Origin of the sequence: Burkholderia sp. RF7-non_BP4, from assembly GCF_001521935.1 — a bacterium.
GTDB lineage: Bacteria > Pseudomonadota > Gammaproteobacteria > Burkholderiales > Burkholderiaceae > Burkholderia > Burkholderia diffusa.
Map to the genome: position 1 here is coordinate 1 of NZ_LOTA01000008.1, position 21,898 is coordinate 21,898.

General features: G+C 57.7%; 16 protein-coding genes and 8 pseudogenes. 9 read left to right on the forward strand and 15 right to left on the reverse strand.

Annotated features, from left to right (window positions below; all coding sequences use genetic code 11):
• Positions 1-165 precede the first annotated feature (165 nt).
• On the reverse strand, positions 166-855 hold the full coding sequence (locus tag WS49_RS34700) for a hypothetical protein (protein ID WP_156437159.1): 690 nt from the start codon (positions 853-855) through the stop codon (positions 166-168).
• Positions 856-1,054: 199 nt separating this feature from the next.
• Here WS49_RS34700 and WS49_RS33050 point away from each other — a divergent pair.
• Positions 1,055-1,576: pseudogene (locus tag WS49_RS33050) on the forward strand (Tn3 family transposase); the annotation flags it as partial.
• Here the strand turns inward: WS49_RS33050 and WS49_RS03585 are convergent.
• The 3 genes from WS49_RS03585 to WS49_RS34705 all read right to left on the reverse strand — a co-directional run bounded on the left by WS49_RS03585 (position 1,534) and on the right by WS49_RS34705 (position 3,869).
• Entirely contained in the window at positions 1,534-2,256 is a 723-nt protein-coding gene (locus WS49_RS03585; RefSeq protein WP_059524567.1) for a type II secretion system F family protein, read from the reverse strand. The pseudogene WS49_RS33050 and the gene WS49_RS03585 overlap by 43 nt on opposite strands.
• A gap of 564 nt (positions 2,257-2,820) precedes the next feature.
• Entirely contained in the window at positions 2,821-3,021 is a 201-nt protein-coding gene (locus WS49_RS35915) for a hypothetical protein (protein ID WP_257127610.1), read from the reverse strand.
• Positions 3,022-3,140: 119 nt separating this feature from the next.
• Positions 3,141-3,869: a hypothetical protein gene (locus WS49_RS34705; RefSeq protein WP_156437161.1), complete on the reverse strand. Its 729-nt coding sequence runs from the start codon at positions 3,867-3,869 to the stop codon at positions 3,141-3,143.
• Between the two features lie 164 nt (positions 3,870-4,033).
• Between WS49_RS34705 and WS49_RS33055 the strand changes: the two are divergent.
• Positions 4,034-4,548: pseudogene (locus WS49_RS33055) on the forward strand (IS5 family transposase); the annotation flags it as partial.
• A 67-nt stretch (positions 4,549-4,615) separates the two neighbouring features.
• Here WS49_RS33055 and WS49_RS03595 read toward each other — a convergent pair.
• From WS49_RS03595 to WS49_RS03605, 4 genes are all read right to left on the reverse strand, one after another.
• Positions 4,616-5,149, reverse strand: coding sequence for a hypothetical protein (locus WS49_RS03595; protein ID WP_156437163.1), 534 nt, complete (start codon positions 5,147-5,149; stop codon positions 4,616-4,618).
• Between the two features lie 296 nt (positions 5,150-5,445).
• The gene (locus WS49_RS03600) at positions 5,446-5,691 is read right to left on the reverse strand and encodes a hypothetical protein (protein ID WP_059524571.1); all 246 of its coding nucleotides are present in this window, start codon (positions 5,689-5,691) and stop codon (positions 5,446-5,448) included.
• Positions 5,688-5,861, reverse strand: coding sequence for a hypothetical protein (locus WS49_RS34710; protein WP_156437165.1), 174 nt, complete (start codon positions 5,859-5,861; stop codon positions 5,688-5,690). Before WS49_RS34710 ends, WS49_RS03600 begins: the two co-directional genes overlap by 4 nt.
• 158 nt (positions 5,862-6,019) lie before the next feature.
• On the reverse strand, positions 6,020-6,547 hold the full coding sequence (locus tag WS49_RS03605; protein WP_059524573.1) for a hypothetical protein: 528 nt from the start codon (positions 6,545-6,547) through the stop codon (positions 6,020-6,022).
• Between the two features lie 923 nt (positions 6,548-7,470).
• On the opposite strand from WS49_RS03605, the gene WS49_RS34715 reads away from it, so the two are divergent.
• The 4 genes and pseudogenes from WS49_RS34715 (at position 7,471) to tnpC (ending at position 10,400) form a co-directional block, all read left to right on the forward strand.
• The gene (locus WS49_RS34715; RefSeq protein ID WP_156437167.1) at positions 7,471-8,472 is read left to right on the forward strand and encodes a hypothetical protein; all 1,002 of its coding nucleotides are present in this window, start codon (positions 7,471-7,473) and stop codon (positions 8,470-8,472) included.
• 618 nt (positions 8,473-9,090) lie between these two features.
• Positions 9,091-9,249, forward strand: a pseudogene (locus WS49_RS35920) (DUF4158 domain-containing protein); the annotation flags it as partial.
• Between the two features lie 201 nt (positions 9,250-9,450).
• Positions 9,451-10,038, forward strand: a pseudogene (locus tag WS49_RS35925) (Tn3 family transposase); the annotation flags it as partial.
• Positions 10,035-10,400, forward strand: a complete 366-nt coding sequence (gene tnpC / locus WS49_RS03620) for a Tn3 family transposase post-transcriptional regulator TnpC (RefSeq protein ID WP_059524579.1) — start codon at positions 10,035-10,037, stop codon at positions 10,398-10,400. The pseudogene WS49_RS35925 and the gene tnpC, both read left to right, overlap by 4 nt.
• Positions 10,401-10,672: 272 nt before the next feature.
• On the opposite strand, the gene WS49_RS34720 is transcribed toward tnpC, so the two are convergent.
• The 3 genes and pseudogenes from WS49_RS34720 to WS49_RS03630 form a co-directional block, all read right to left on the reverse strand.
• The gene (locus WS49_RS34720; protein WP_156437169.1) at positions 10,673-11,128 is read right to left on the reverse strand and encodes a hypothetical protein; all 456 of its coding nucleotides are present in this window, start codon (positions 11,126-11,128) and stop codon (positions 10,673-10,675) included.
• Between the two features lie 232 nt (positions 11,129-11,360).
• Positions 11,361-11,586, reverse strand: a pseudogene (locus tag WS49_RS03625) (hypothetical protein); the annotation flags it as partial.
• Between the two features lie 129 nt (positions 11,587-11,715).
• A pseudogene (locus tag WS49_RS03630) lies at positions 11,716-12,645 on the reverse strand (RNA-guided endonuclease InsQ/TnpB family protein).
• A gap of 111 nt (positions 12,646-12,756) precedes the next feature.
• On the opposite strand from WS49_RS03630, the gene WS49_RS03635 reads away from it, so the two are divergent.
• Both WS49_RS03635 and WS49_RS36465 read left to right on the forward strand, forming a co-directional pair.
• Entirely contained in the window at positions 12,757-13,401 is a 645-nt protein-coding gene (locus WS49_RS03635) for a hypothetical protein (protein ID WP_156437170.1), read from the forward strand.
• A gap of 274 nt (positions 13,402-13,675) precedes the next feature.
• The gene (locus tag WS49_RS36465; protein ID WP_373557183.1) at positions 13,676-14,113 is read left to right on the forward strand and encodes a tyrosine-type recombinase/integrase; all 438 of its coding nucleotides are present in this window, start codon (positions 13,676-13,678) and stop codon (positions 14,111-14,113) included.
• Here WS49_RS36465 and WS49_RS34725 read toward each other — a convergent pair.
• Positions 14,040-14,279 carry a hypothetical protein gene (locus WS49_RS34725; RefSeq protein ID WP_059524583.1) on the reverse strand — a complete coding sequence of 80 codons (240 nt, stop codon included), beginning with the start codon at positions 14,277-14,279 and terminating at the stop codon, positions 14,040-14,042. The genes WS49_RS36465 and WS49_RS34725 overlap by 74 nt on opposite strands.
• A gap of 425 nt (positions 14,280-14,704) precedes the next feature.
• On the opposite strand from WS49_RS34725, the pseudogene WS49_RS34730 reads away from it, so the two are divergent.
• Positions 14,705-14,935, forward strand: a pseudogene (locus WS49_RS34730) (IS3-like element ISBvi3 family transposase); the annotation flags it as partial.
• A 1,220-nt stretch (positions 14,936-16,155) separates the two neighbouring features.
• Here WS49_RS34730 and WS49_RS03650 read toward each other — a convergent pair.
• The 3 genes and pseudogenes from WS49_RS03650 to WS49_RS03660 all read right to left on the reverse strand — a co-directional run bounded on the left by WS49_RS03650 (position 16,156) and on the right by WS49_RS03660 (position 20,522).
• Positions 16,156-17,478, reverse strand: a complete 1,323-nt coding sequence (locus WS49_RS03650; protein ID WP_059524587.1) for a tetratricopeptide repeat protein — start codon at positions 17,476-17,478, stop codon at positions 16,156-16,158.
• Positions 17,479-17,923: 445 nt separating this feature from the next.
• Positions 17,924-19,178, reverse strand: a pseudogene (locus WS49_RS03655) (IS4 family transposase).
• 171 nt (positions 19,179-19,349) lie between these two features.
• Positions 19,350-20,522, reverse strand: a complete 1,173-nt coding sequence (locus WS49_RS03660; RefSeq protein ID WP_082721931.1) for an aminotransferase class V-fold PLP-dependent enzyme — start codon at positions 20,520-20,522, stop codon at positions 19,350-19,352.
• Positions 20,523-21,898: the final 1,376 nt, after the last annotated feature.

Here is a 21,898-nt window from a genome sequence, read left to right on the forward strand (position 1 = left end):
ACGATGTGCGCAAACCATCGATTGACGAGCGGGTCGGACAGTTGCGTCGCGCACCGGAACGATGGTCGATCCATCTCTGGATTCCAAAAACAAAAATGGCTGCACGAGGCGGAAGCAAACGAAACAACCCGGCCGAAGCCGGGCTGGAAGTGGAAAAGAAGGATACTATCGGTGGACGGCGGTTAACTCGGTTTGAGTCGATTTCGTCCGTTGCAATCGGCTATCAAAGATCATTGCATCTACTATCTCCTTGCCTTCGTCAGTGCGCACGCCCAATGACTCGCTGATCTCATCACGCGATTTTCCGCTCTGCACCATCGCTGCCCCGTGGCACGAAATAGCAAAGCGCTCCAGTTCCAAGCGCACTTCCTTATGGTGCAGGCCGTAGTTGTAGGCGACCATATCACATGGTTCGCCTTGGCTCATCCGCCATCGCGCCACAGATTGTGCGTGACAAACTGCCCACTCCAGTTCCTCTCGAGGAGAGCACCGGGAATACCAAGTGTCCGAAACTACATGGGTCGCTGGAATGCCGTGTTCCCGTGCGACTCTCGGACACGGCGTCCCACGCATCACGCGTGCGCACGCGATCACCATCGCCAGCCCAAGAGATGAATTGTCCGATGTCGCTTTTCGTAGATTTCCCGCAGCCGCGCGCATGAGTGCGTGCCCTTTTACGTAAGGGATCTGGCTCTCGTCGATCCATGTCGCGACCCGGATAAGGTCATCAGGCACCCGCAGCTTGACGCGATTCACTTCGTCTGCAGAAAGGGGGTACGTTTCAAAGCGCATCGCTTGAGGAAATCTGTTTTCTGCGCAAGCGAGTTCGACAATATCTGCGCGGATCTGATCCACTTCGGGCCTAGCATGTTGTCCCGCTTGCCCACGAACAGTAATAGGCACTGAAGCCCGTGAAATGCCGGATGCAGGATACATTAGCCTCCCGATTTTCAAAATTTATACTATCGCGCGGTTACGCGAACGGTGCTCTCTGATACCGATCAGCCTCGCCGTGTAATGACGTCCTTCAAAGAGCGCTTACGTTCAACTGTGTATCAATCACAGCTTCTCGTTCCGAAGCCGGTCACATATCCTGATCTCGACCGAGCAGTGGCTGGCAAGGCATAACCATCACTACGGACACCTCGGCCCCCCATAGGACCCGAACGAATTTCTCGAGCCGATCCTTCAACAGCTCGATCAGCGCCTCGCCCTCCTCGACGAAGCTGTGGCGAATGGTTCGATCCGTGTCGATGCGGCTGTTCGCCTTGAGCCGATGGCGGCCCAGAATCCAGACACGCAAGCCGATCAACTTCGACGCCAGATCTTCGAAGCGCATCCACCAGGTCAATTTCCCGAGATCATCCTCGAAATCGACAGTGCGACACAGTTCAGCTGGACCCTGCTCGGTCGCGAGCCGCGGTCACGCACCGAGTTGCTGATGGTCTATTCAGCAATATTGGCTCACGGCACCTCGCTGACGGCTGCTGAAATTTCTCAGATGGTCCCGGAAGTGTCGACTGACGCGATTCGTCAAATGATGAAGCGTCTCGCGGACGAACGGATGCTGCGTGCAACCTTCTCGCCAAACTGCTGCGCTGCCGTCTCGATCACGTCCGCGAAGTTGCTGCGTCCCTGCAACATCGCGATCCGGTCGATCAGATCGAGCGACAGAAAACCGTGGCCGGTTTCACGCATCGCGACCGATAGCTTCTCGCCGCGGCGAATGCCCTGCCAAAGTGGTCGAAGTCGAGATGCAAACGATGGGGGCGCCAACCTGATCTGCTGTTCAAGTGCTGTCGCCTCACCGATGCCCGACTTGATCTGCCCTGAAAGCGTGTCCAGCCACGACGAGCCGATCAGCTCACGATACAACGTGAACGGGAACGCGTGCTGATCGAAGAACGCTCGACCCGGTCCCGTCCAGCGCGGCAGCGCGATCGGGCCAAGCCCGAGCGTGCCCGCGACCGGAGCGAACCAACTGATCGCGATCCACCCGACCACGTACAGCACGTTGGTCATGAACAACCACTGTTCCGGCGAAATCGCGTCCATGAGCGTTGGTGCCACATATGCGCCGATCATGTAGAAAAAGCCATACAAGCCGCCGGAGTATACCGGCGGCTCGGTAACCGCCTGCACGATCAATCCCGGGATACGGCCCACGCGGTCGTGCAGGTCGAGAATCTGTCGCATCGCTTTCGGGTAAGGGAGGAATGCCGCCTCCGCTAACACGATATGCATCGTCACGGCCATCGACGGCTCTTATGGCGTGATGTATGGTCGCGCTTCGCGCAGCGTTTGAGCGCGCCGAGGGATGTGATTCGTTATGAGAGGGTGGGCCCTCCGTGGATGAACTCCACTGGCTTCCCCGCGCTGCATCCTGGAGGTGCAAGAAGCGAGGGCCCAAAGTCGGCGGTAAGGGAATGCCGCCCGATGTTCGGGGCGGCAGGTTCCAAGCACCATGAGTTGTAGACAGGGAAAGCAACTGTCCACGGCGCAATACTACCCAGCGACGCGAGCGTTGGCGATCGGAGATTGCGGCGATCGGGGGCGGAATAGGCTGATTTTTGATGGTTCAATCAGGAATCGGATTCTTGTGGCGGGTTGGGACGGCTATGAATGGCCCGCGCGGCATGGGGAGTCCGCGCCGGCCAACGTGCTCGACGCGTGGCTTGTCGAACTTGATCTTCATGTCCCGCGGGTCGAGGCGCACGCCGATCAAAGTGCCTGGCTTCAGAGCCTTTTGGGTCCGGGGATCAATCACGTACGACAGAGGGAAGGTGCGTGCCTCGACTGAGCGCAGAGCAACTCGCGCCATCAGGTCGAACAGCAGCTGCTGGGACGCAGAGCGCATCGATTGCGCGCGACCTTCAACTGCTCTGCGGTCAGGAATGCAGGTTCCTTGTCCCACTCGTCGAGCAACACTGCCGGTCGGCTCAACGGCTTGCGGCCGCCTGTGACAGGGGCCAGGTCATGCCCGATGTCGCTCACGGCGATATCGGAGTAGGTGAAAGGCAAGCGATCGATCCGCCCGCGCTCATGTGGCCACCGGTACATTGCCGCGACCAATTCCAGTCGGCCGAAGCCGGGTTGAGAGTGGGAGAATCTTTAACGCCGAGGATGATACGACATGCAGGTTACGCTCGTGGTCCGAACTTCGAAAGTACATAATCGACTTGTTCCTTGCCGTCGCTTGTGGACACGCCCAGCCTCGCGATGATCGCATCACGCGACGCCCCTTGCATTGCCAAAATTCTGCCGTTTTTAACGATCGACTCTAGCTCTAGCCGTCCGCGTGCGTGCACACTGCGAACATCATGCTTCTCTGCAACGTCATTACACGGCTTGCCATTGAGCACGCTCCGTAGGGCTGCGCTTTCCCGATCCAATACACTATGTTCCAAGTAGTCGTACATAGTGCCAGGAGATATTTCAAACGCAATACCGTGCTCCGCAGCGACCCTGCCACAGGGGGCGCCGCGTATTACCCGTTCCCGAGCAATCAGCAATGCGAGTTCAGAACTCGAATTTTGCACCGTCGCAATTCGCAACCTTTCTGCTGCCGCGCATGTGAGCTGGCGCTGTTTTTCACCGCTTTTTCCGCTCTTGCTAATCCAATCCGCGACTCTGCCCAGGTCACCGGGAAGCGTCATCTTGACGTGCATTTCTTCGTCAACTGAAAGCTGCGGGGCCATGCGAGCAACTTCGGGAAATCGATCAGGATAACAAGCGATGTCTACGATATCTGATTGGATTGAGTACGCAACAATAGAGCGCCCGGTGACCAACAGCGAAGATTGAGCCAACCGTTCCGTAGAGTTGAATGCTGGCGCTGAATTCCGTGAAGGGGCGGATACAGGTAGCATGAGTTTCTCCGTAGTCAAAATTCAAACTATCGCGCGGTTACGCGAACGATGCTGCCTGATACTGATCACCGTGGCACGCGTCCAGCTTGTAAGGTGGAGTGGGCCGTCATTGGAGCGGCTAACACAACTGGACACGATGCTCGTCAGTCCGTACTGTTGCGTGCATAGCAAGAAGAAAGATCAGCAACGAATTGTGGACGGTGCTCCAACCGCTGATTCCGGAGTTCGAGCCTTCGCCCAACGGTGGTCGGCGTCGTTCGGTCGATGACCGTGCCGCGCTGAACGACATCCCGTTCGTGCTCCAAAGCGGTATCCCTTGGGAAGACCTTCCTTGGGAACTCGGATTCGGCAGCGGGATGACTTGTTGGCGTCGACTCCGCGAATGGCAAGCCGCGGGGGGCAGACCACGTGTGGCGATGCTGCACCGCTTGCGCGAGGACGATCAAATCGATTGGGGGCGAGCAAGCATCGATGGCGCGAGTCCGGTGGGCAGGAAACCGGTCCGACCCCAACGGACCGGGGCCAATTAGGCGCGAAGCGGCACCTTATAGTCGACGTTCGGGCTGTTTCGCTGGCGATCACCGTGAGCGGTGCCAATCGTCACGATCGGTGATGTTTCGAACCGACGTTGGACGCCATTCCGGCCGTGCCTGGCCTGAATGGAGGAGCGCGTAAGCGCCGGACTAATTGCATGCTTGAAAAGAATTCTCAATCATGAATTCGCAGGCATTCACGTACGCGGGATGCTACTCGCACGACGGCTCACCACTCACGCCAGTGCCCTCTGTCTGACAAGTTTCGACCAGCCGGTGCAGTTCGACACGCGCTTCGATGCAGTGGATCCCCAGTGCTAACGCTGTTTGCTCGAAAGTTGCACCACGCAACACCATACCGCTACCGACTGTCCCGACCGCCTTCATCTCTAGCGCAAGCACAGCTTCGTCGCACGTCAGGCCATGTTCCGACGCCACCGTGTCGCAAGATTCTCCACGCATCACACGTGCACCGGCTGGTCCGTGCACAATAGACATCTCCAGCTCAAGTCGCGTGCGCCAGAGCTGAAAGACCGTGGCGAGTGACAACTCTCTCGTTGGATGGCGAAGCCAAAATCCGTGGTCCTCTTCGACCTCGGAGCACGGCGTCCCACGCATCGCACGCGCATGAGCGATTTCCCGCGCAAGTTCAACGGAGGTATTTGACGTGGTGGCTTGCCTGACACTATCACCTGCGATACGGACAAGCCTTCGCTTGATTGCCTCGGGAAGACTGCTTTCAGCCATCTGATTGGCGATCCGAGTAATATCTTGCGGGATGTTTAAGGCGCCCCAGTAAGCGTTAGCCGACAATGTTTGCAGCGACGCAACGCGTTGCTCCCCGCGCCGCGATGAATTGCACGCTGCATCTATGATATCCGCTCGCGTTCGCTCGCTTCGACTGTGAGATGAAGTTCGCTGGACAAGGGTATACGGACTTCGTGATCCGCTTGCTTGACTCGGTACCATGGCGTCCTTCACGATATTTGAAAATGAATGTGCTCCCTCTATCGCCTCCGTGCTGCCGAATTTCGATCTGTTCGTTACCAGAACGCCCTTTTTACCACCGCTCGTGCGCACACGATCGCCGTGCCCACCATCATCAGCGTCTCGGGCGCATCGATGGCGCGCTGCATGTGGATCGGCTTGAAGAGGTTTGCCGCCGTCACGCCAATGATCGAGAATCCGAGTAGACCCCACCAGCCGGTGGGCAGGCCACGCGCGATTGTGATCCAGATGCAGACCGCCGCGACGATCGAGTTCGCGATCAAAAATGTCGTCACCATCATGTGGCTTCCGGCAGGAAATGTCGCCGCACCCAGTCGGTCACCGCGCCCGAGGTGATCAACCGGAAGGCCTCCTTGGTCAGGCGCAGCCCGAACAGGCCAATCAAGAAGCCGATCGACTGCTGCTTGCCGTTGCTCGTGATGCCAGCCATCGCTACGATCAGCGGCTCCATGACGTACGCGATCGCCACGCCTGTGACAAGCGCTGACACCTTACAGCGTATCCCGCGTGTATTGTGGGGGTGACCATCTCATTAAACCCGCACCGCCAGACTGGCCGATGCGGGGTCAACATACTCGCCAACCCGCTTCAATAGAGGGCTGGCCAGATTCACAACGTTCTTGCTTTGAACACGTCCGGATCCATCGACGCATAAATTCGTACGATCATTGCACCAATCACGGTCGAAAATTCCTCCGTCGATCCGTCTCGCACCACGCCCACCGTGAGCGTTGGATCGCCCACCAGGTTGAACTCCACCGACGTCTGCGTGGCTCGGATGACGACTTCCTGCACATGATGCGTTTTGGGCAGCCAACCCGGTCGGGCTTCGAGCGTCAAGCCCACTGCAAACCGAATCGACCGATCGTCGCCCTCTATCTTCGCTGCTGGCACCATCACGAATTGACCGTCTTCCACCACGCCCAATTCAACATAGTGGTGCAACACGCCGTTGGCATCCCGCCACGTCGGCGACGGCAACGCCAAGGCGGCCTCGAACTTCGTCGCGAACCGTGCAATGCATTGCTGCAGATAGCACCGATATTCGCTTTTCGCCTCCTGGTATGCCTGATACCGCGCGCTCAGATCCTGATAGGTTAGCATCCGCGTTCTCCCGATCGGGGCAAAGCTCAGCATTCTATCGTCCTAGTCGAGCGCGCTCTTGTGAAAACCGCGCAGAAAAAATCCGGCACCAAGCCGGGTTGTGTCGAACATCGCAGTCAGCGTTCAGGTCGTTGGTGCCACATCCTTCTCGCAGCAAGACTGACCTGCCTGATTTCTTAGGGTCATTTCAATCTTGGGGAGCGGCCTCGATTCCTGGGCCGAAAGCCGGAAGAAAGCTTCATCAACTTTGTGCCCGCATGAACGTCATTTCCGCCGCGTTGGGCATTCTTGCCCGCGCCGCCGCGATCTAAGCCTGCTTTGACCCACTAACAGTCGATCTTGCAAGCGCGTCCACGCGCTCCGGTGCCCTGGGCGCGACCTCGGGCAGTTGACATGCTCAGGCTGCAGCCACCTTGCAGGTCCGTTCTCGTATAGAACTTCCGATCGTCAACATGATCGTTTCTTGTCGCATGCCAGACGAACTTTCAAATCCCGGCACCAGCCTCACAGAGAGTGAAGTTGGTGCGCTTCGGTCGCCCAATCTCCCGTATGCCGCATGGCAAGTACGGGGCTGAAGACGCGACCTGCTAACCGACTCACTGAATGTGTCAATGTCTACAGGAGAAACGATGTTCTCAATTAGCCGTACTGGTAGCGGGCAAGATACGATGTCGCATCATTTGATTTCTCAGAACTCGACCGACTCGCCCCCCTCCGAAAGCGACTCCGACGAGGATACGCGCAGCACCATTCGGAGCGCATTAACACGCATACAACCTGCTCTCGAATTCCCGTCGTTTGAGGGGAAAATCCGTAGGGAGCAATCGAGCGCGCTGAGGCGCTCTGCGTCGGACACAAATTTGCAGGATGCGGATTTGTCGCCCGCACGTCTTCGAGTCAGAACCGTCTCGATGGCTGGGGTGGCGAGCTCTTCGAGCAACACCAAAGACACTCAAATGATTCCCTTCACGCCACCACGCGAGTCGGATATTCCAAACCCAACCGAGAACCCCGAATCGGTCACGACGATGCAAACCGCCAATGCGATGGCCTCGGGCACCCTACGTGCCACTGTGGCTCAAATTGCCGGTCATGCCGCCGGAATCGGTGTCGACATTGGCGTCCAAAGTCTGCCCAACACGGCAGCCTATTGGGGCACCGGTATCGCACTTGTTCCGCTGTCGGCCGCTTTGGCCGGCGGCTATATGGGGCACCGCTATGCACAACACCATTTTCCGCTCGACCCGGTGCGACGCAAGTTATACGCGGGTTTCGGCGCGGTATTGGCGGGAGGCGTAACCTTGACCGTGTTGCCGATATCTCAACCGAGCGCGTGTTTGGCCGGCGTTGCCGGCGCACTGAACAGCATGTCGTCGTCGTGGGTCAATGCCGGCGTGACGAGCCTGTTGCGAGGACTGGGTGGACGCATGAAGTTGCAATTCCCCGAACGTCATGAGGGGGGGTGGGCGTTGCTCGCGCCTTGGGTCGGGTCGGTCGCGGGCGCATTCGGTGCGGTAGGTAGCACCTTGCTTAGGTCGTCACGAACCGTACTCGGCGGTCTTGAAGCCGCATTGCATGGTGCAGTGATTGGATCTGTGGCGAAATCGGTGTTCGAAACGCTCGCCGCTCGATGGTCGGCCACATCACACAACGCGTGCGTCTACGCGCCGCACCAAGCTGTATTCACACGTCCGGATGCGCGATCATTGATTCGAGGAGCTTGGTCTACCGCAACCGTTGGCATCCCCAACATCATGTCGTCACATTTGAAAAAAATCCTGCATTCTCCTGATGAGGGGCGTCAGACTTACGATGTGTGCAGCGCGATTGCCAGTTCCGTATCTGGCAATCTGGTCAGCAAAATCGGCTGGGGGCTGTACGTCGATGCCCCGCAACGATTGGTGCGGCAACCACGTGACGTCGAAACTGGCGACCAACATGTCGAACATACGGAGTAGCATCTGCGCAACGCTCTCCTCCATGTTCAGCGTATGGACCGTCAAGCGAAAGTCGCCCACTAATTGATGCGAGATCAGATGACGATCGCATTCATCCAACCAGCCTCCGGTCGTCGATTGGGCAATCGGCAAGTTCAAGTGCGCAGCAAAACCGTCGCTTGAATCGATCGGGGGCCAACTTCGCGTTTCGCGTGCGAGCAACGCCCACTGTCCGCCACCGGGTCGCGACTGCACGCTCAATGCCCGACGAGCGCGTATTTGGCGACGTACAGGATCTCAACCTCCAGAACAATCAAACATTCCAATGTGGCCTCGGTACGAGATGTAATGCAGATATCTGTATTGCGTCTATGGGACGCTAGCCATGAGAACGACACTCGACTTGAACGACGAACTTGTAACGAAGGCCAAGCTGGCCGCGGCTCGCTAGCACACAACGTTGACCCGGCTCATCGAAGAGGGGCTTCATCTTCGCCTTCGTGACCAACCGTCCCGCAGCATGCCCGCTCGTTTGCCGATCTATCGCGGCAAAGGCGGCTTGATAGCCGACATCGACAGCACTAGCAACAAGAGCATGCTGGAGGCTGCTGACGATGACGCCAATATTCTGATCTGGACGTGCAGCCGTACTACGGCACTGACGCGAACGCGATCGCGACGCGCGCGGCGCACACCGCTTCGCTAACAATGGACCAACCGGTCGACATCATCAACGCGACGATCGACGAGTTAATCGCGCGCAATATCGAGCTGCCAGCGTTCTCGACGCTCGATCGGCTGACTGAGCAGATCCACGCCCGGGCCCGACTCTTCAAGCGCGTTACGCGGCGCCTGACCGACCGGCTGCTCGCGCGCGATTGGTCGAACCGGCAAACGGCCTACAACCGAATCAAGCGGCATGCCAAGCGTCCGTCCCGGCAGCACTTGGACCTGCTGATCGACCAACTCGCCTGGCTTGAGGACCTCGGCGATTTCTCGCTGTTCACGGCGACCATCGATTGGACGCTGATCGAACAGCACTGGCAGGAACTGATGCAGGTCGCGCTGTCGATCCAGGCCGGTACGATTTCGTCGCCGCTGCTGCTGCGCCGGCTTGGTTCCGAAAGCCGCAAGAACCGACTGTACCTGGCCGCGCGCGAGCTTGGCAACGTGGTGCGCACCGTGTACCTGCTTCAGTGGATCGGTAGCCTTGAGCTGCGGCACGAGGTGACCGCGAACACGAACAAGATCGAGTCGTACAATGGGTTCGCGAAATGGCTGGACTTCGGCGACGACGTGATTGCTGAGAACGAGCCGGAGGAGCAGCAGAAACGGCTGCGCTACAACGACCTGATTGCCTCCGCCGTCATCCTGCAGAACACGGTCGACATGATGCAAGTGCTGCGCGAGATGGTCTCAAACGGTGAGAACGTACGCGCCGAGGACATCGCTTTCCTGAGCCCGTACCCGACCCACAACATCCGGCGCTTCGGTCACTATAAACTACACCTCGATCGCCGCCCGGAAGCCTGGATCAGAGATCCGCTATACCGCCACGCACCCCGTCGCTATTCGCCCCGCCCATGACTGCACGTCCAGCCACAACGACCACATTTTTCGGCGGCGTCGACACCGCGGCGCTCGCGCGGCTCGAATCGAGCTATGACACGACACGCCTGTTGGCCACGGTCGACATCGTCGATCGCATCCGAACCCAACTGTACGATCCCGAAGGACTGCGCGACGATCTGCTCGAAATCCATAGCATGACGCACTCCGTGCTCAACGGTGCATCGATAGCGCCGTCACGCCGCCGCGGTGCGCTGCCGGAGCGGGTGCTGGAGGCGTTGGATCTGATCGACGAATTCGTTGATGAACTCACACGAGTGCGGACGATCCTCGAGCCGCTCGATGCATTGCAGCCGGACGAGGATTTTGGCGAAGATTGAACAAAGACCTTGCCTGTACTGATCTCCAGAAATTGGACCTATTAGCGATCGGCGATCTTAAGGCAGACCCGATTCGGGAAGTCATCATCCCGCTCGTCGAACACCGCATTTGTCGATGATGCAGGAGATACCAGGTGGTTTATCAATGCCGTTACAATGTGGCTCATGTGGCTATTTGCTCAACGGAAAAGTTTCCTTCTGCGCTGCAAGCGGTGGGGAGTCTGCTCCGAAGAGATTCAAGACCATCACCTTCGTCAAGAACATGAGGTGCACTATTCAACTCGCATGCGCTCAACAGCATTAATAATATCGGGATTTCTCAAGTTGTCGGATTTAAACGTCTCCCTTGCCCAATCGAAAAGAAGCGCGCCATTCGCAATGTGCCCGGCTTGGCCGCTATTTTTTAAGAAATTATTGAGAATTACACGCGTTCGCGGAAGTAAATGAAAGTGAATATTTGAAACCTCCTCTCCAAATGACAAACAATAAACACGCTCGGCCGCGGTATGGCGTTGGATCAGATCGGTCGCAAAAGCTAGCTCCCCTCCCAAAGCACTGAGGACGGAAGAGGAAAGATCAGAAAATCGATCCGCTGGTGCAATCGGTGACAAAATCAGATATCCGCATATGCCAATCGATGACGAATGCTCAAGTCGAAATCCATTTTTTTCACGAATTATTAAACGCCGACCAGAATCGGCGTCTAGCGGCCTATCAGATATTGGCATTGAAGCTATCTCCTATAAATTTCCAATTTCCTTGGTTTTTTCCACTAACTCCATAACCCTGAGAGAGTCTTGAAGAGTTATTGATGGCACCACCTTGCCTTCAATAACATCGAAAAAATGATCTAGTTCTTCTTTAAGTGGATCAATGGCAAGTGACGCCGCCTCCAATGACCGGCTATCCCTTCCTGCCCTCGATGCGCTGCCCAAACAACAACGTGACCAGCTGCTTGCTCGGCTGACGTCGCACAGCCTTGAGGTGACGAGCGAAGCACACCCTAACCTTGTCATGCCAGCGCCGGATCGTTTCATGGCTCAATACGATGTTGCGCTCGAACAGCAGTTCTTTCGATGTCGCGCAGGCTGAGCTGGAAGCGGAAATGCCAACCAACCGCCTGGCACCGGTGGGAAGAGGGGCAGCCATGTTTTAGGTCAGTCAGATTGACGAAATTCTGATGCATCTGGATCTGTGTAAATTATCTTAAGATATATTAAATTTGGTTAGATCGCTTTCATGCTCCTATGCGTGTCCTTATAATTTTCCCGTTCGCCACAACTAAATGTGGACGCTTATTGATGCCCTCTTCCGCCTAAAGGCGGAGGATTCCAACCACTGGCAATGCACGTCCGCATCGGAGAATGTTCAACGCCGCGTTGGTATCACGATCATGCATGACACCACATTCACGGCGCCCACTCGCTAGCAAGAAACGCCTATGGGGCGAGAACCGGTTGAACCTCACAACCGAGGTCGTTCAGGCTGCTTCAGCAAGAGCTGGTTCTGGTGAGTTTGGCGGCCGACACGTTGCCGACCGCGAGGTAATCGAAGCGTCGCGCCAGATCGAGTGCGAGCTTGTGCTGGAAAGCGGCGCGGGCAGTCGCTACGTTGGCGTGCAGCTTCGCGATATGCCGCCGGTGCTTTCACGTTCGTTGGGCCTCCGCCAGTTTTGCGGTCGCGCGCTGGCCGAACCAGACATGAGGCAGTGTCTCGCCGGTCGAAAGTGTGGCGACGTCTTTCGGACCGAGATCGATGCCGACGCCGGGGCGGATCGGGCGAGCCGGAACATCAGGCATCTCGAACTCGATGTTGAGAAACCAGTGACCGCGCGCATCCCGTGCAAAGTTAGTGCTGTCTTTGATCTTCCCTTCGGGAAGCGGCCGGCAGCTGAACACGCGGAAGGTGTGGGCGGCGAAGCGAAACGCGTTGCCCTCGCGTTTCAGGTGGGTACCCAGCCAAGCGATTTGCGACCGCGATAGCGCAGGTACCGGCGACGGCGCTGGCAACGCGACTGCGCGTATTGCTCGTAGGTTGCGTTGACCGTGCCGGCGTGGATGTCGAATTCCTTGCTGCTGCCGGTGGTCAGCACGTTCAGGTCGAACCCTGTCGGCCATTTCTTGCCCCACTCGAGCGCGTGATTCTGCGTGTCGTTGCAGAAGTTCCACATGTAGCTCACCGCACGGCTCCGTTTGTTAAGCAGTCCGTTGAGCGATTTCACCCGGTGCCGGTAGACAAGGATCATGCCGATCACGCTATCGTTGGAATGCCGTTTGTCAACGGCACTCCTTTCCTCCCCGCCATGCGCCCCGAAGGAAGTCCCCTTGGGGAATGGCGAGGTTTCTCGGAGCAACTGATGAATAAATCACTGATCTCTGCAGCATGCTGGATCGTCGCGCTGGGAGCGGCGTTTCCCGTGATCGCACAGGAAGCCCCTCAAGCATCGCTTCCGCTTCACATGATGGGCCCGGGGCCGGTCATCGGCGGCAGCGCCGATTCCGGTTTGACGAGCCATATCGTCCGGCAGCCGGATGCGCCACTGACCCGTGTGCTCGTGATATACGAAGACGCCACCACGGTCCGCTCGCCTTCTTCCGCCAACGATCTGGCACGCGACCCGGGTACGTACACGACGGACGGCGAGGTCATCGTCCAACTCGCACCGTCGGTCCTTCAGGCATACGGCATTGAAGCACGGGCCCGTTCAGTCAAAACGAACCTCGTTGCAACGCTTCTTGCCGATCACCAGCAGCAGGATCGCCTGCCCGTCCTGCTCCTCAGAGATACCGGCACGCAGGATGGCATTCATGCAACGCTCAAGATTATGGCATCATTGATTGACGGCGACGGCACGCCACTTTGGACAGGCGAGGCCACCGCCAACTATATCGGCATGAAGTGGGGCAAGCGTGACGTCTACGCGGAACGGCAACATGCGGCCGTCGCCGCGCTGCTGCGCAAAATCGCTGCCGATCTGCACGACCGGCGGATCATCGGCTAAGTGTTCACGAGAAGTTGGTTTGAAGTTTGGTGCCGTACCCGGCCAGTAGGTCGGCCAGCTCAGTGCCGATGGGTTCCTTGGTCCAGGTGACGAAGCATCGCCATGGCGCTGTTACGTTGGCGGGGTGTACGCGTAACATGATGCGATGACGAAAACGAAATCGCCTTATCACGCGCATCGGTTTCCGCCCTAGGTTTCAGCCGCTGCGGAACACGGCAATCATATTGCTGCTCGCGAGGACCGGGATGCGGGCTGCGGAAGTCATGCCCTCAATCTGGATGAAGTGGCCTGGGCCGACGGCATCATTCATATCCGAGGGGCGAAGTTTTGTCGTGACCGGGACCTGCCGCTCTTCCGCGACGTCGGACGCGCATTGCTCGCTTACGTCAAACGGGAGCGACCTCCGTCGTCATACAGGACGATCTTCCTGCAAGCGGTACCGCCAGCGCGACCATTCACAGACTCGAGCGCAATTTCCAAGATCGTCCGCCGGGCCTTGAAACGCGCCGATATCGCTCCCGCACACGGTGCTGCACATCTCTTGCGCCATGCCGCGGCAACAACCATGCTGACGCGTGGTTTGAGCTTCAAGAACATCGCCGACGTGTTGGGCCATCGTCCCTCCAGTCCACCGCCATCTATGCAAAGCTCGCCATGCCTTCGCTGGCGCGAATTGCCGTGCCGTGGCCGGGAGACAGATCATGAACGGTGAGGAACTTCAGGATCTGCTGAGCCGCTACGTCGAACACCGCGAACTGCTGAGTTACCGGCATACCCATGGCGGAGTTCTCGCACGCTTCGTGCGAGACTATGCCATCGAGCAGCCAGGCGAATCGATCAAGACCAAGGAGGTGCTCGAATGGGGCACGCGGGTTCACCGTGCACCGCCAACCCAGCGGCTATCCTCAGTGCCCTGCAGGGATTTCTGCGTTTCGTAAAGGCTATCGATCCGGCAACTTCGGTCCCCGACAACCATCTGCTGCCATCACCGCGTCGCAATCCCCCGTACATCCTGAGCGCAGGCCAATTGCAATCGATCCTGCGCGCGGCGGCGACTGCGCGACCGCGAGGAGGCCTGCGCGTCGACGCCTATGTCGCGGTACTGGGGCCGCTTATCAGTTCTGGGCTACGCGTCAGCGAAGTGCGGCAGACTCGACGGGATTGAGTTGGAAACCAATGCAGCTGCCCGATGACCCTGCCACGATTCCACATATAGAAAGAAGTTTGATAACTTTTTGTGTGTACGGAGAAAAGCGTGCCAGAGAAGCTGATACCAAGATGGTAATACACGAAGGAATTCAAAATGGAGGCGGTACGGTGAGCCTAGAGCGTTGGCCGGCATGAGGCCGCTTGAAGGCTGGGCGTGCCAGTGGCCACGTTGGGAAACAGGTTCGGTGATCTGCGCAGTGGCAACACGCAGACGGCGGCAAAGCCGGCTGCCAATGCGCCAGTGTGCAGCCGTCGTCCGGTCAACGATCTGGAAGCTGGGGTCAGCAGGCTGCGCAAGGAACTGGCCAGCGCGAAGCTGGCCATTTTTTGCATGGCCGTATTTGACAAGCAAAAAATAAGGATAGGGGAGTAAAGTTCGAACTCCAATAATCGATTGGACTTTTTTCGAATACTGACATCGCCGATTCCCATCGCTTGTACTCTATGCTCAGCCCACTGACCTCGCGCATCCCGTCCAGCCACGTTGCTATCTCGTCGACTGCAGTCGACCACCTATACTCGAAAGACAGTCGCCCTCCCCTCGCTCGCGACCTTGCTCGAATCTCGAACACCTTATCTGAAATGTTGTTATCAGAAGGACTTGGACATACACTGAGCGATTGCGGGTCGTTGCTCAAGAATACTATTGAGGAAGCTCAAGCCCTCTACATCAGATTGCGCAAGGCAATCAATTCTGACACATGCGAATTGAATGCCAAACACAGAGAGCTCTCATTCGCCCTAATGAATCGTACCGTAGTCCTCGGAAAATCCGGAAATTTCCTTCTGCATGAGAATAATGTCCTTAAACGTCGCCCATCCGGAATTTCCCACTACATTAAAATGGCCACCTCATCCACCTATCGAAAGCGCGTCAGTAACACCAAGAAGTACTTTGACAACACCAATGCCGTCATTATCAGAAATAAATTGGACGGAAATATCAAGAGACTTAACGACGATTCGAGCAAAATTCTCACTAACATTTGGGCCATAACAGAGCAACACTCAAAAGTCAGTAGCCTCTTGAAAGATCTACGCAAAATTGAGCAGCAAAAGTCCAAAATGGGACTGCCATCCATATCGATCGACAGGCTTAACCATCGAACTAGCATCTGAACGTCGGCACGCGAATCATGGCCCTCACCCTTTTGCCTCAGTCGGACGGCTCGCCAATGCAGCAAACAACTGATTGATTGCGCCTGGGCCGGTGCGTCGTTCGCTCTCCCGAGCCAGAACCCCAGTACTTGCGCGGTCTCGCGCACAAAGTACATCAGCAATCCACCCGCTGTCGCTGCGATGGTCTGATCCTTCAGCGTGCCGTCCCGCCACCCCGGTGATCACCAAGAACGCGATTACGGCCGCGATGCTTGAACACATATGACTTCCTTGGTGGTTGCGCGTACTTTCGCGCCCCCCACCCGCGTGGCGTCATCGCGCTGAATCGAACGGAAACGGCTGCGCGAGCCGGCGCGCGATGGTGGCCAAAATGGATGACGCGAATCGCGCCGCTGCTGGCGGTTACGCCGGCACGAACAGGCCCGATCAGGCGGTGACGAGTTGGCCGAGCCAGCGTGTATCGCGCGGCGACGGGCGACGATGCAGGCGCTGATCAAGCAGCGCGCGTGCCTTGCCTGCGTCGCCGCTGCGCATCCAGGCGACCAGCAGCGTATCCTGGACGATCTCGCGTTGCGCGCCGCTGCCGCCGATGCGCACGACCTCGTGCGCCACGGGCTCGAGGAGGGCCGCGCATTGCGCGTATTTCTCCTCGGCGAATGCGAGCACCGCGCGGCAGATCTCTGGCACCACAGCGCCGGCCCGCAGCGTGCCGGCCTCGACGAGCGCGTCGAGCGCCCCCGTGCGCTCGTCGAGCGCCGCCGTTGCGCCCGTGGCCGCCGCGATCAACGCCATATGGACATCGGCGAACGGGAAGCCCGCCTGCCGAAAATAATCCGATGCATACCGTGCCGCATCGTCCCACTTGCCGACGGGAACGGTATGGCCGTAGGCCTGCATGCGCCAGAGGAACGAAGCGGTATCGCTGACCACGTTGATCGGCACGCCCAGCGACGCCGCTGGCGCTACGTGCGTGTCATAGATCGCGAGTGCGCGTTCGGTGTCGCCGCGTTCGAGTGCGATCAGGGCCGCATGCCACGCAATGTGACCGTGCAGGATGCCGCTGCGGTCGTATTCAGGCAGCCAGCCGGCGATCACCGTATCGGCCTCGTCGTTTGCACCGGCCTCGTATAGCACGTGTGCGACCGCGTGCACGGCATTGACATTGTGGCGACGCAGCTCGAGCGCACGCTGCGTCATCGTACGGCCGACCCGGACGTTACCGTTTTCGCCATGTGCCCAGCCGCGATTCGTCAGGAACCACCAGTCGTCATCCTCAAAATGCCGTGCATAGCGCTCGCAAAGATCGACGCGCGCCTGATTGTGATCCGCCATGCCCGAAAATGCGAACAGGCCGAACGCGCCGAGCGGCAGCGACAGCACGATCACGTCGCGCGGCCAACGATCGACATGCTCGAGCGCGCCCGCCAGTGCTTTTGCAGCCTGCCCGTGGATCGCGAGCGACAGTACCCTGACGTGGCTGCGCTCGCGCGGTGTGCCGTTCCGGGCGACGAGCGCGGCCGCGTTCGTGATCATCGCGCGCGCGTCGCCGATCTCGGCGCGGATCGCATGAAGGCGCGCACGGGCAGCCTGCGCGAGCGCGAATTCTGGATCGGCCGCGATCGCCTCGTCGAGCGCTTCGGCCGCGCCCGACCACAGGGACAGGAGCAGGTCGACACCGGCGCGATAGCGGTCGGCCGTGCGTTCGGAGGGCGTCGAAAGGGGTAGGCTGTAGCGGTCGAAACAGGCCATGAGGCGGGAAACTCCAGTAAGAATCGTGGGCGTTCGGGACTGCAGCAATTCAACTGCGCGCGTTGCCGCGAGGCAGGCATGGCGTGACCCTGTGCGGCGACGATATCCTACGCGCCCGAGAGATCAAGGCGCTCGGAAGACGATAGCATCGACCTCGGCCGGAACTTAGCGTGCAATATTTTCCGTCTTCTGAAGTCACCCCTAATTGAACGATTCGATCAGTTGCGTGAGACCGTCCGATTCATAGCCCATTTGTGCAATATCGCCAGCGTGTTGATCGCGAATTCGTTGGCCGCCGCAACGATGCGTGCCAACCACCGATCGGCCAGTGCGTTAGACAGTTGCGCCGCGCGCTGGAACGATTGTCAATCCATATTGGGACCCCAAAACAAAAATGGCCGCACGAGGTGGCCGTAAACAAAACACTCTGGTCAAAGCCATTGGCTTATACACAATTGCCGGTGTGGCCGCCGGTACGTAACTTCTGCAATGTCTTTGCAGCTACATGAACTTCTGTGAGTCCGAGCCAGATGGCTTTCGCACAGGGTTCGCCGTCGCCCTTTCGGCCGAGGAATCCGCCCAGGCGCGTGATCAAGCGCAACATCTCGTTGAGCTTGGGCTTGGCCGGCTGCTTGGCGTCGATGAGCAAATACGCGCCCCGAATTTCATCGACATCGACGAACAGTTCGGCATCCAGATCGGGGCAACGACCAGAAACAGCACCAATGCCCGTTCGAGCCGCTCGATCGTGCCCAAACTGCAGCGCCTCGACACGGCAACCGTTCTTCAACACGTTGAACAGTATTTCTATTTCCCAGCGAACCCGATACCAGTCGATCAGCTCAATCGCTTCGGCTTCGCGGTTGGTCAGCAAACGCCATTCGATTGGCCTGACGCCGTTTGACGCCTCGAACTCGCGCGCCACCAGACAGGTGGCCGTCACGCTTTGCCCCACGCCTGCTGGCAGCTCGATTCGCTGCAGCCACACGTGCTGGCGCACTTGGCGCGCCTCCACGCCGCGACGCGAGCCCATCGTGAAGACAGTCTCGCCGAGCGGTTCACCTTCGCTCGGACATGCCCACAGTTTCACCCCATCGGGCAGCGCACGGTCATGGGTCCACCAAATCAGCCAATCCGCCGACGTACCCAACTCCTGCGCTCGCACCATCAGTGCGATCATGTCCGCCTCTCGATCAGCGACATACACCAGCCGTGCGGCAAGCTCGATGCCGTTTCCGCAACCCGCTCGTAACCGTCCAGCGCAGGCTTTCCTTGAGCCCGCCGCGCTTGCCGTGCGCGTCCAGCGGCACGCACTCGGGCGTCACCGCGTAGGTTGGATGCAAATACATCCTGCGCTGCGCCTCGTGAGACGGCTATCCGAGGCCAGTGCCGGCCGTTGAAATCCAATTCCGTCGTGTCCTGCAGGCACGGAACGGCCGACTGGGCTGCCATGCGTTGCTCGATCTGTCGCCAGTGCTGCTCCAGAATCACTCCCAACTTGACCTCGTCGTTGTCGAAGAGGCGGTACGCCGCCATCGTCTCACCCCAGCTCCGACTTGCCTGTGGCGCGCCAGCCGTTGGCTTGGCCGCCAATCGTTCCATCAATGTCCTGCTCGCTTGTTCAAGCGCGCGTCGCCAAGTTCAAGGTCGGTAAATTCAGCTTCCGTCCGGCTCGGTGTTTCCAGGGCCAAGGCATTCATGCAAAAAAAAGCGAAAGTAAACGCGACGCGCCGAAAGTTTACAAGCCCTGGTCTATCTCATTGGTCGAAAACGATTCGTTCCGGTCTCCGGTTGCGGAGAGCTGCCTTGTGTATAAGGCGGTGCGCAAAGCCCCGCCGCGGATCGTACCCCTCATCACAGTGAGCCAAACATTACTTTGAAGCCAAGGCATACGTACGGCAATCCGCTAGCAGTTCATCGCACATGTCGCGTGTAACGTGGCCCATCATGTACATGTGAATGACCTGATCGTCTTTTACTAAATGATACTTGTTGAGCAAGTACTGTTGATGCTCAGGGGGAAACGTCCGGACGAAGTTTGCCAACGGTATCACGACGGCGAGCCCACCCGGGGTCGCGAATGCACCTGGGCAGCAGCCATGGTGCAATTCCCGAGCGACGTACTGGGCAAATTCGATTCCGTTATTCACCCAACGACTAATCACGTCGGGGCCGATATGATGAAGTCGAGAAAATACGGTCGCGGCTCGGAAGCCGTCCCTGCTTCCGTACACGGTAATGTCTTTCAGGTCGCTTAGATAGGGAACCGCATGAATATCCGTCTTGAATTGCTCGATGACCGTGTGCCGCGCGATGAACAGGTTGGCGGGCATTGGAGTGCCCAGTACCTTGTGTGTACTGATTGTCATCGATGAAATGGCGGGATGACGGAAAGTATAGTCGTCTTTCCACGGGAACTGGGTGGCAGACAGGAACGGCACGACGAGGCCACCGAGAGCAGCATCAAGATGCAGGTAGAGTGGACAGGATTTTTCACGGAGAATATCCACGCATGCCGTTAATGGATCATACGCGCAAGTCATCGTGGTTCCCGCCGTCAGGACCAGAACGATTCGCTCCCCCGGGGTAATCTGAGCACGCAGGTCGTTCAAGTCCAGCTCACCCGTTGGATGTACGTTGATCACCTTCACGCGACCGAAATGGAGTGCACTGGCAAATTTGACGACACTGTAATGAGCGGCTTTCGAGAATACCAGCGTGGCACCGCGCATCAACGTTGCCCCTATCCACATGCCCTGCAAGTTTCCCAGCGTCGAACCTCCGCCGACGTACCCCCAGCACTCTGGAGCCGATAGATGAAGCCATTGAGCGACGCGTTCGACTGCCGCACGCTCCTGAGCCATCGTATTGGGAAGCGGGCAACGATCCGGCTCGTAGCAATCGCCGAGATTGTTGAGCAAGCGCCCAAGGCGCGCACAGTCACCGGGTGACACGGTCAGTGCCGAAAGATTGACCTGGATCCCCGTGTAATATTGCCAATCACTTTCAGAAAACGTAATATTAGGGGTGGAAAGTTCGGACATCGACTTAACTCCATCGCAATATACATTGCGTCAATTTCGTCAGCTAGCTATGTTCAATGCCACGGACCACAAGGGGGCAAATACAGCGTCGCAGCATGCATGGGGGAGTGAATTTTGCTTTATTTGCGATTTTAGTTCACTCCCCTCCGCGGGAGAAACCCACCTATCGCCTTCACGGCGGCCTTGAAGATCGAGGGTCCCTTTGCCATATTCTGTTCGGTCGAGCATGCTAGGTGTTTTTTTTGATTTTCGTCTATTTGATTGACGATACCGCTGCATCGAGCGCGTGGATCACTTGATATCTTGGTAAGGCGATTGCCTATCCTATTATTGCCATCGTGCCGAGCTTGAGGCCGAAGTTCGCGGATGCTCCATATCCCATAGAGTCGCGAGTCGATATAAATAGAATTCAATGTGCCGTACATGGATTCCCCTGCCAAAATACAAAAAAATCAGATCTCGATAGAGCCGCATCAAAGCATGGTTTGAAATCTCTATGCTGCCGAGTGTACCAGAGTCAATGCCCGCCACAGGTTATCTCGTCGAGGATGGGCTGAGAAAATTTAATAAAAGAGCGAAATATGACAGGAGTATTTCACCAAATCGAATCAAGCGTATACGTTTCTGAACAGAGAGGTGAAAGCGTCACGACGCCAACCAGTTCACTCAGCGCAAAACAGTGTGCGTAGGCTAGTACACCGAATATCGGTACGAGCCAGCGTCGCTCTTGCCTGAGCGACCAGCAGTTTGCCACTACACCACCCACAGTTTGCGTTATTCTCCTGCCCGGCGACGCCACCAACCCCACCTCATCCAACGATTTGCCTGTATACATCCGCTTCGTCGACAAATTCAGTCCAAGTTAATTTTGTTTCTTCGGCGAATGAGGCTTGTTAGTTAATTTACAATTAACAAATATGACGCGAACGATACAGAGGTCTCTCGGAAAAACATTGACTAAAATTGCGTCTGTAGTAACGTTGAACGAAAATATGGCGTGGTACCGAGTTGTTCGCTGCACCAGAACATTGTCGATTGCGATGTCACCGGTGAATAGTGGTGTCGAGATTCACGTATCTCTGAACTTTCGTCACTCAACGCTGAACTCGGCGCAGCGCACACTGGCGGCTGAAAGTCATTCGGCGCAGGCGTTGCAACCGAAGCCATCGAGCACGGGGCTGGGCCTGCCATAGGGAGCGACCTGGGCGTCGGGTCATCCGACCCGGTTCAGCCATGAGGCCTCATTCGTTTAGTCCGCTATTTGGCGTCCGTGCGGTCGCTTTGCCCTGTAAGTATCCGGTCGGCCGCCAACAAATTGCGTTGAGTCGTCGGTCATTGGGGACATTGGAGACCCCGCGGATGGGGGCAGTCGCGAA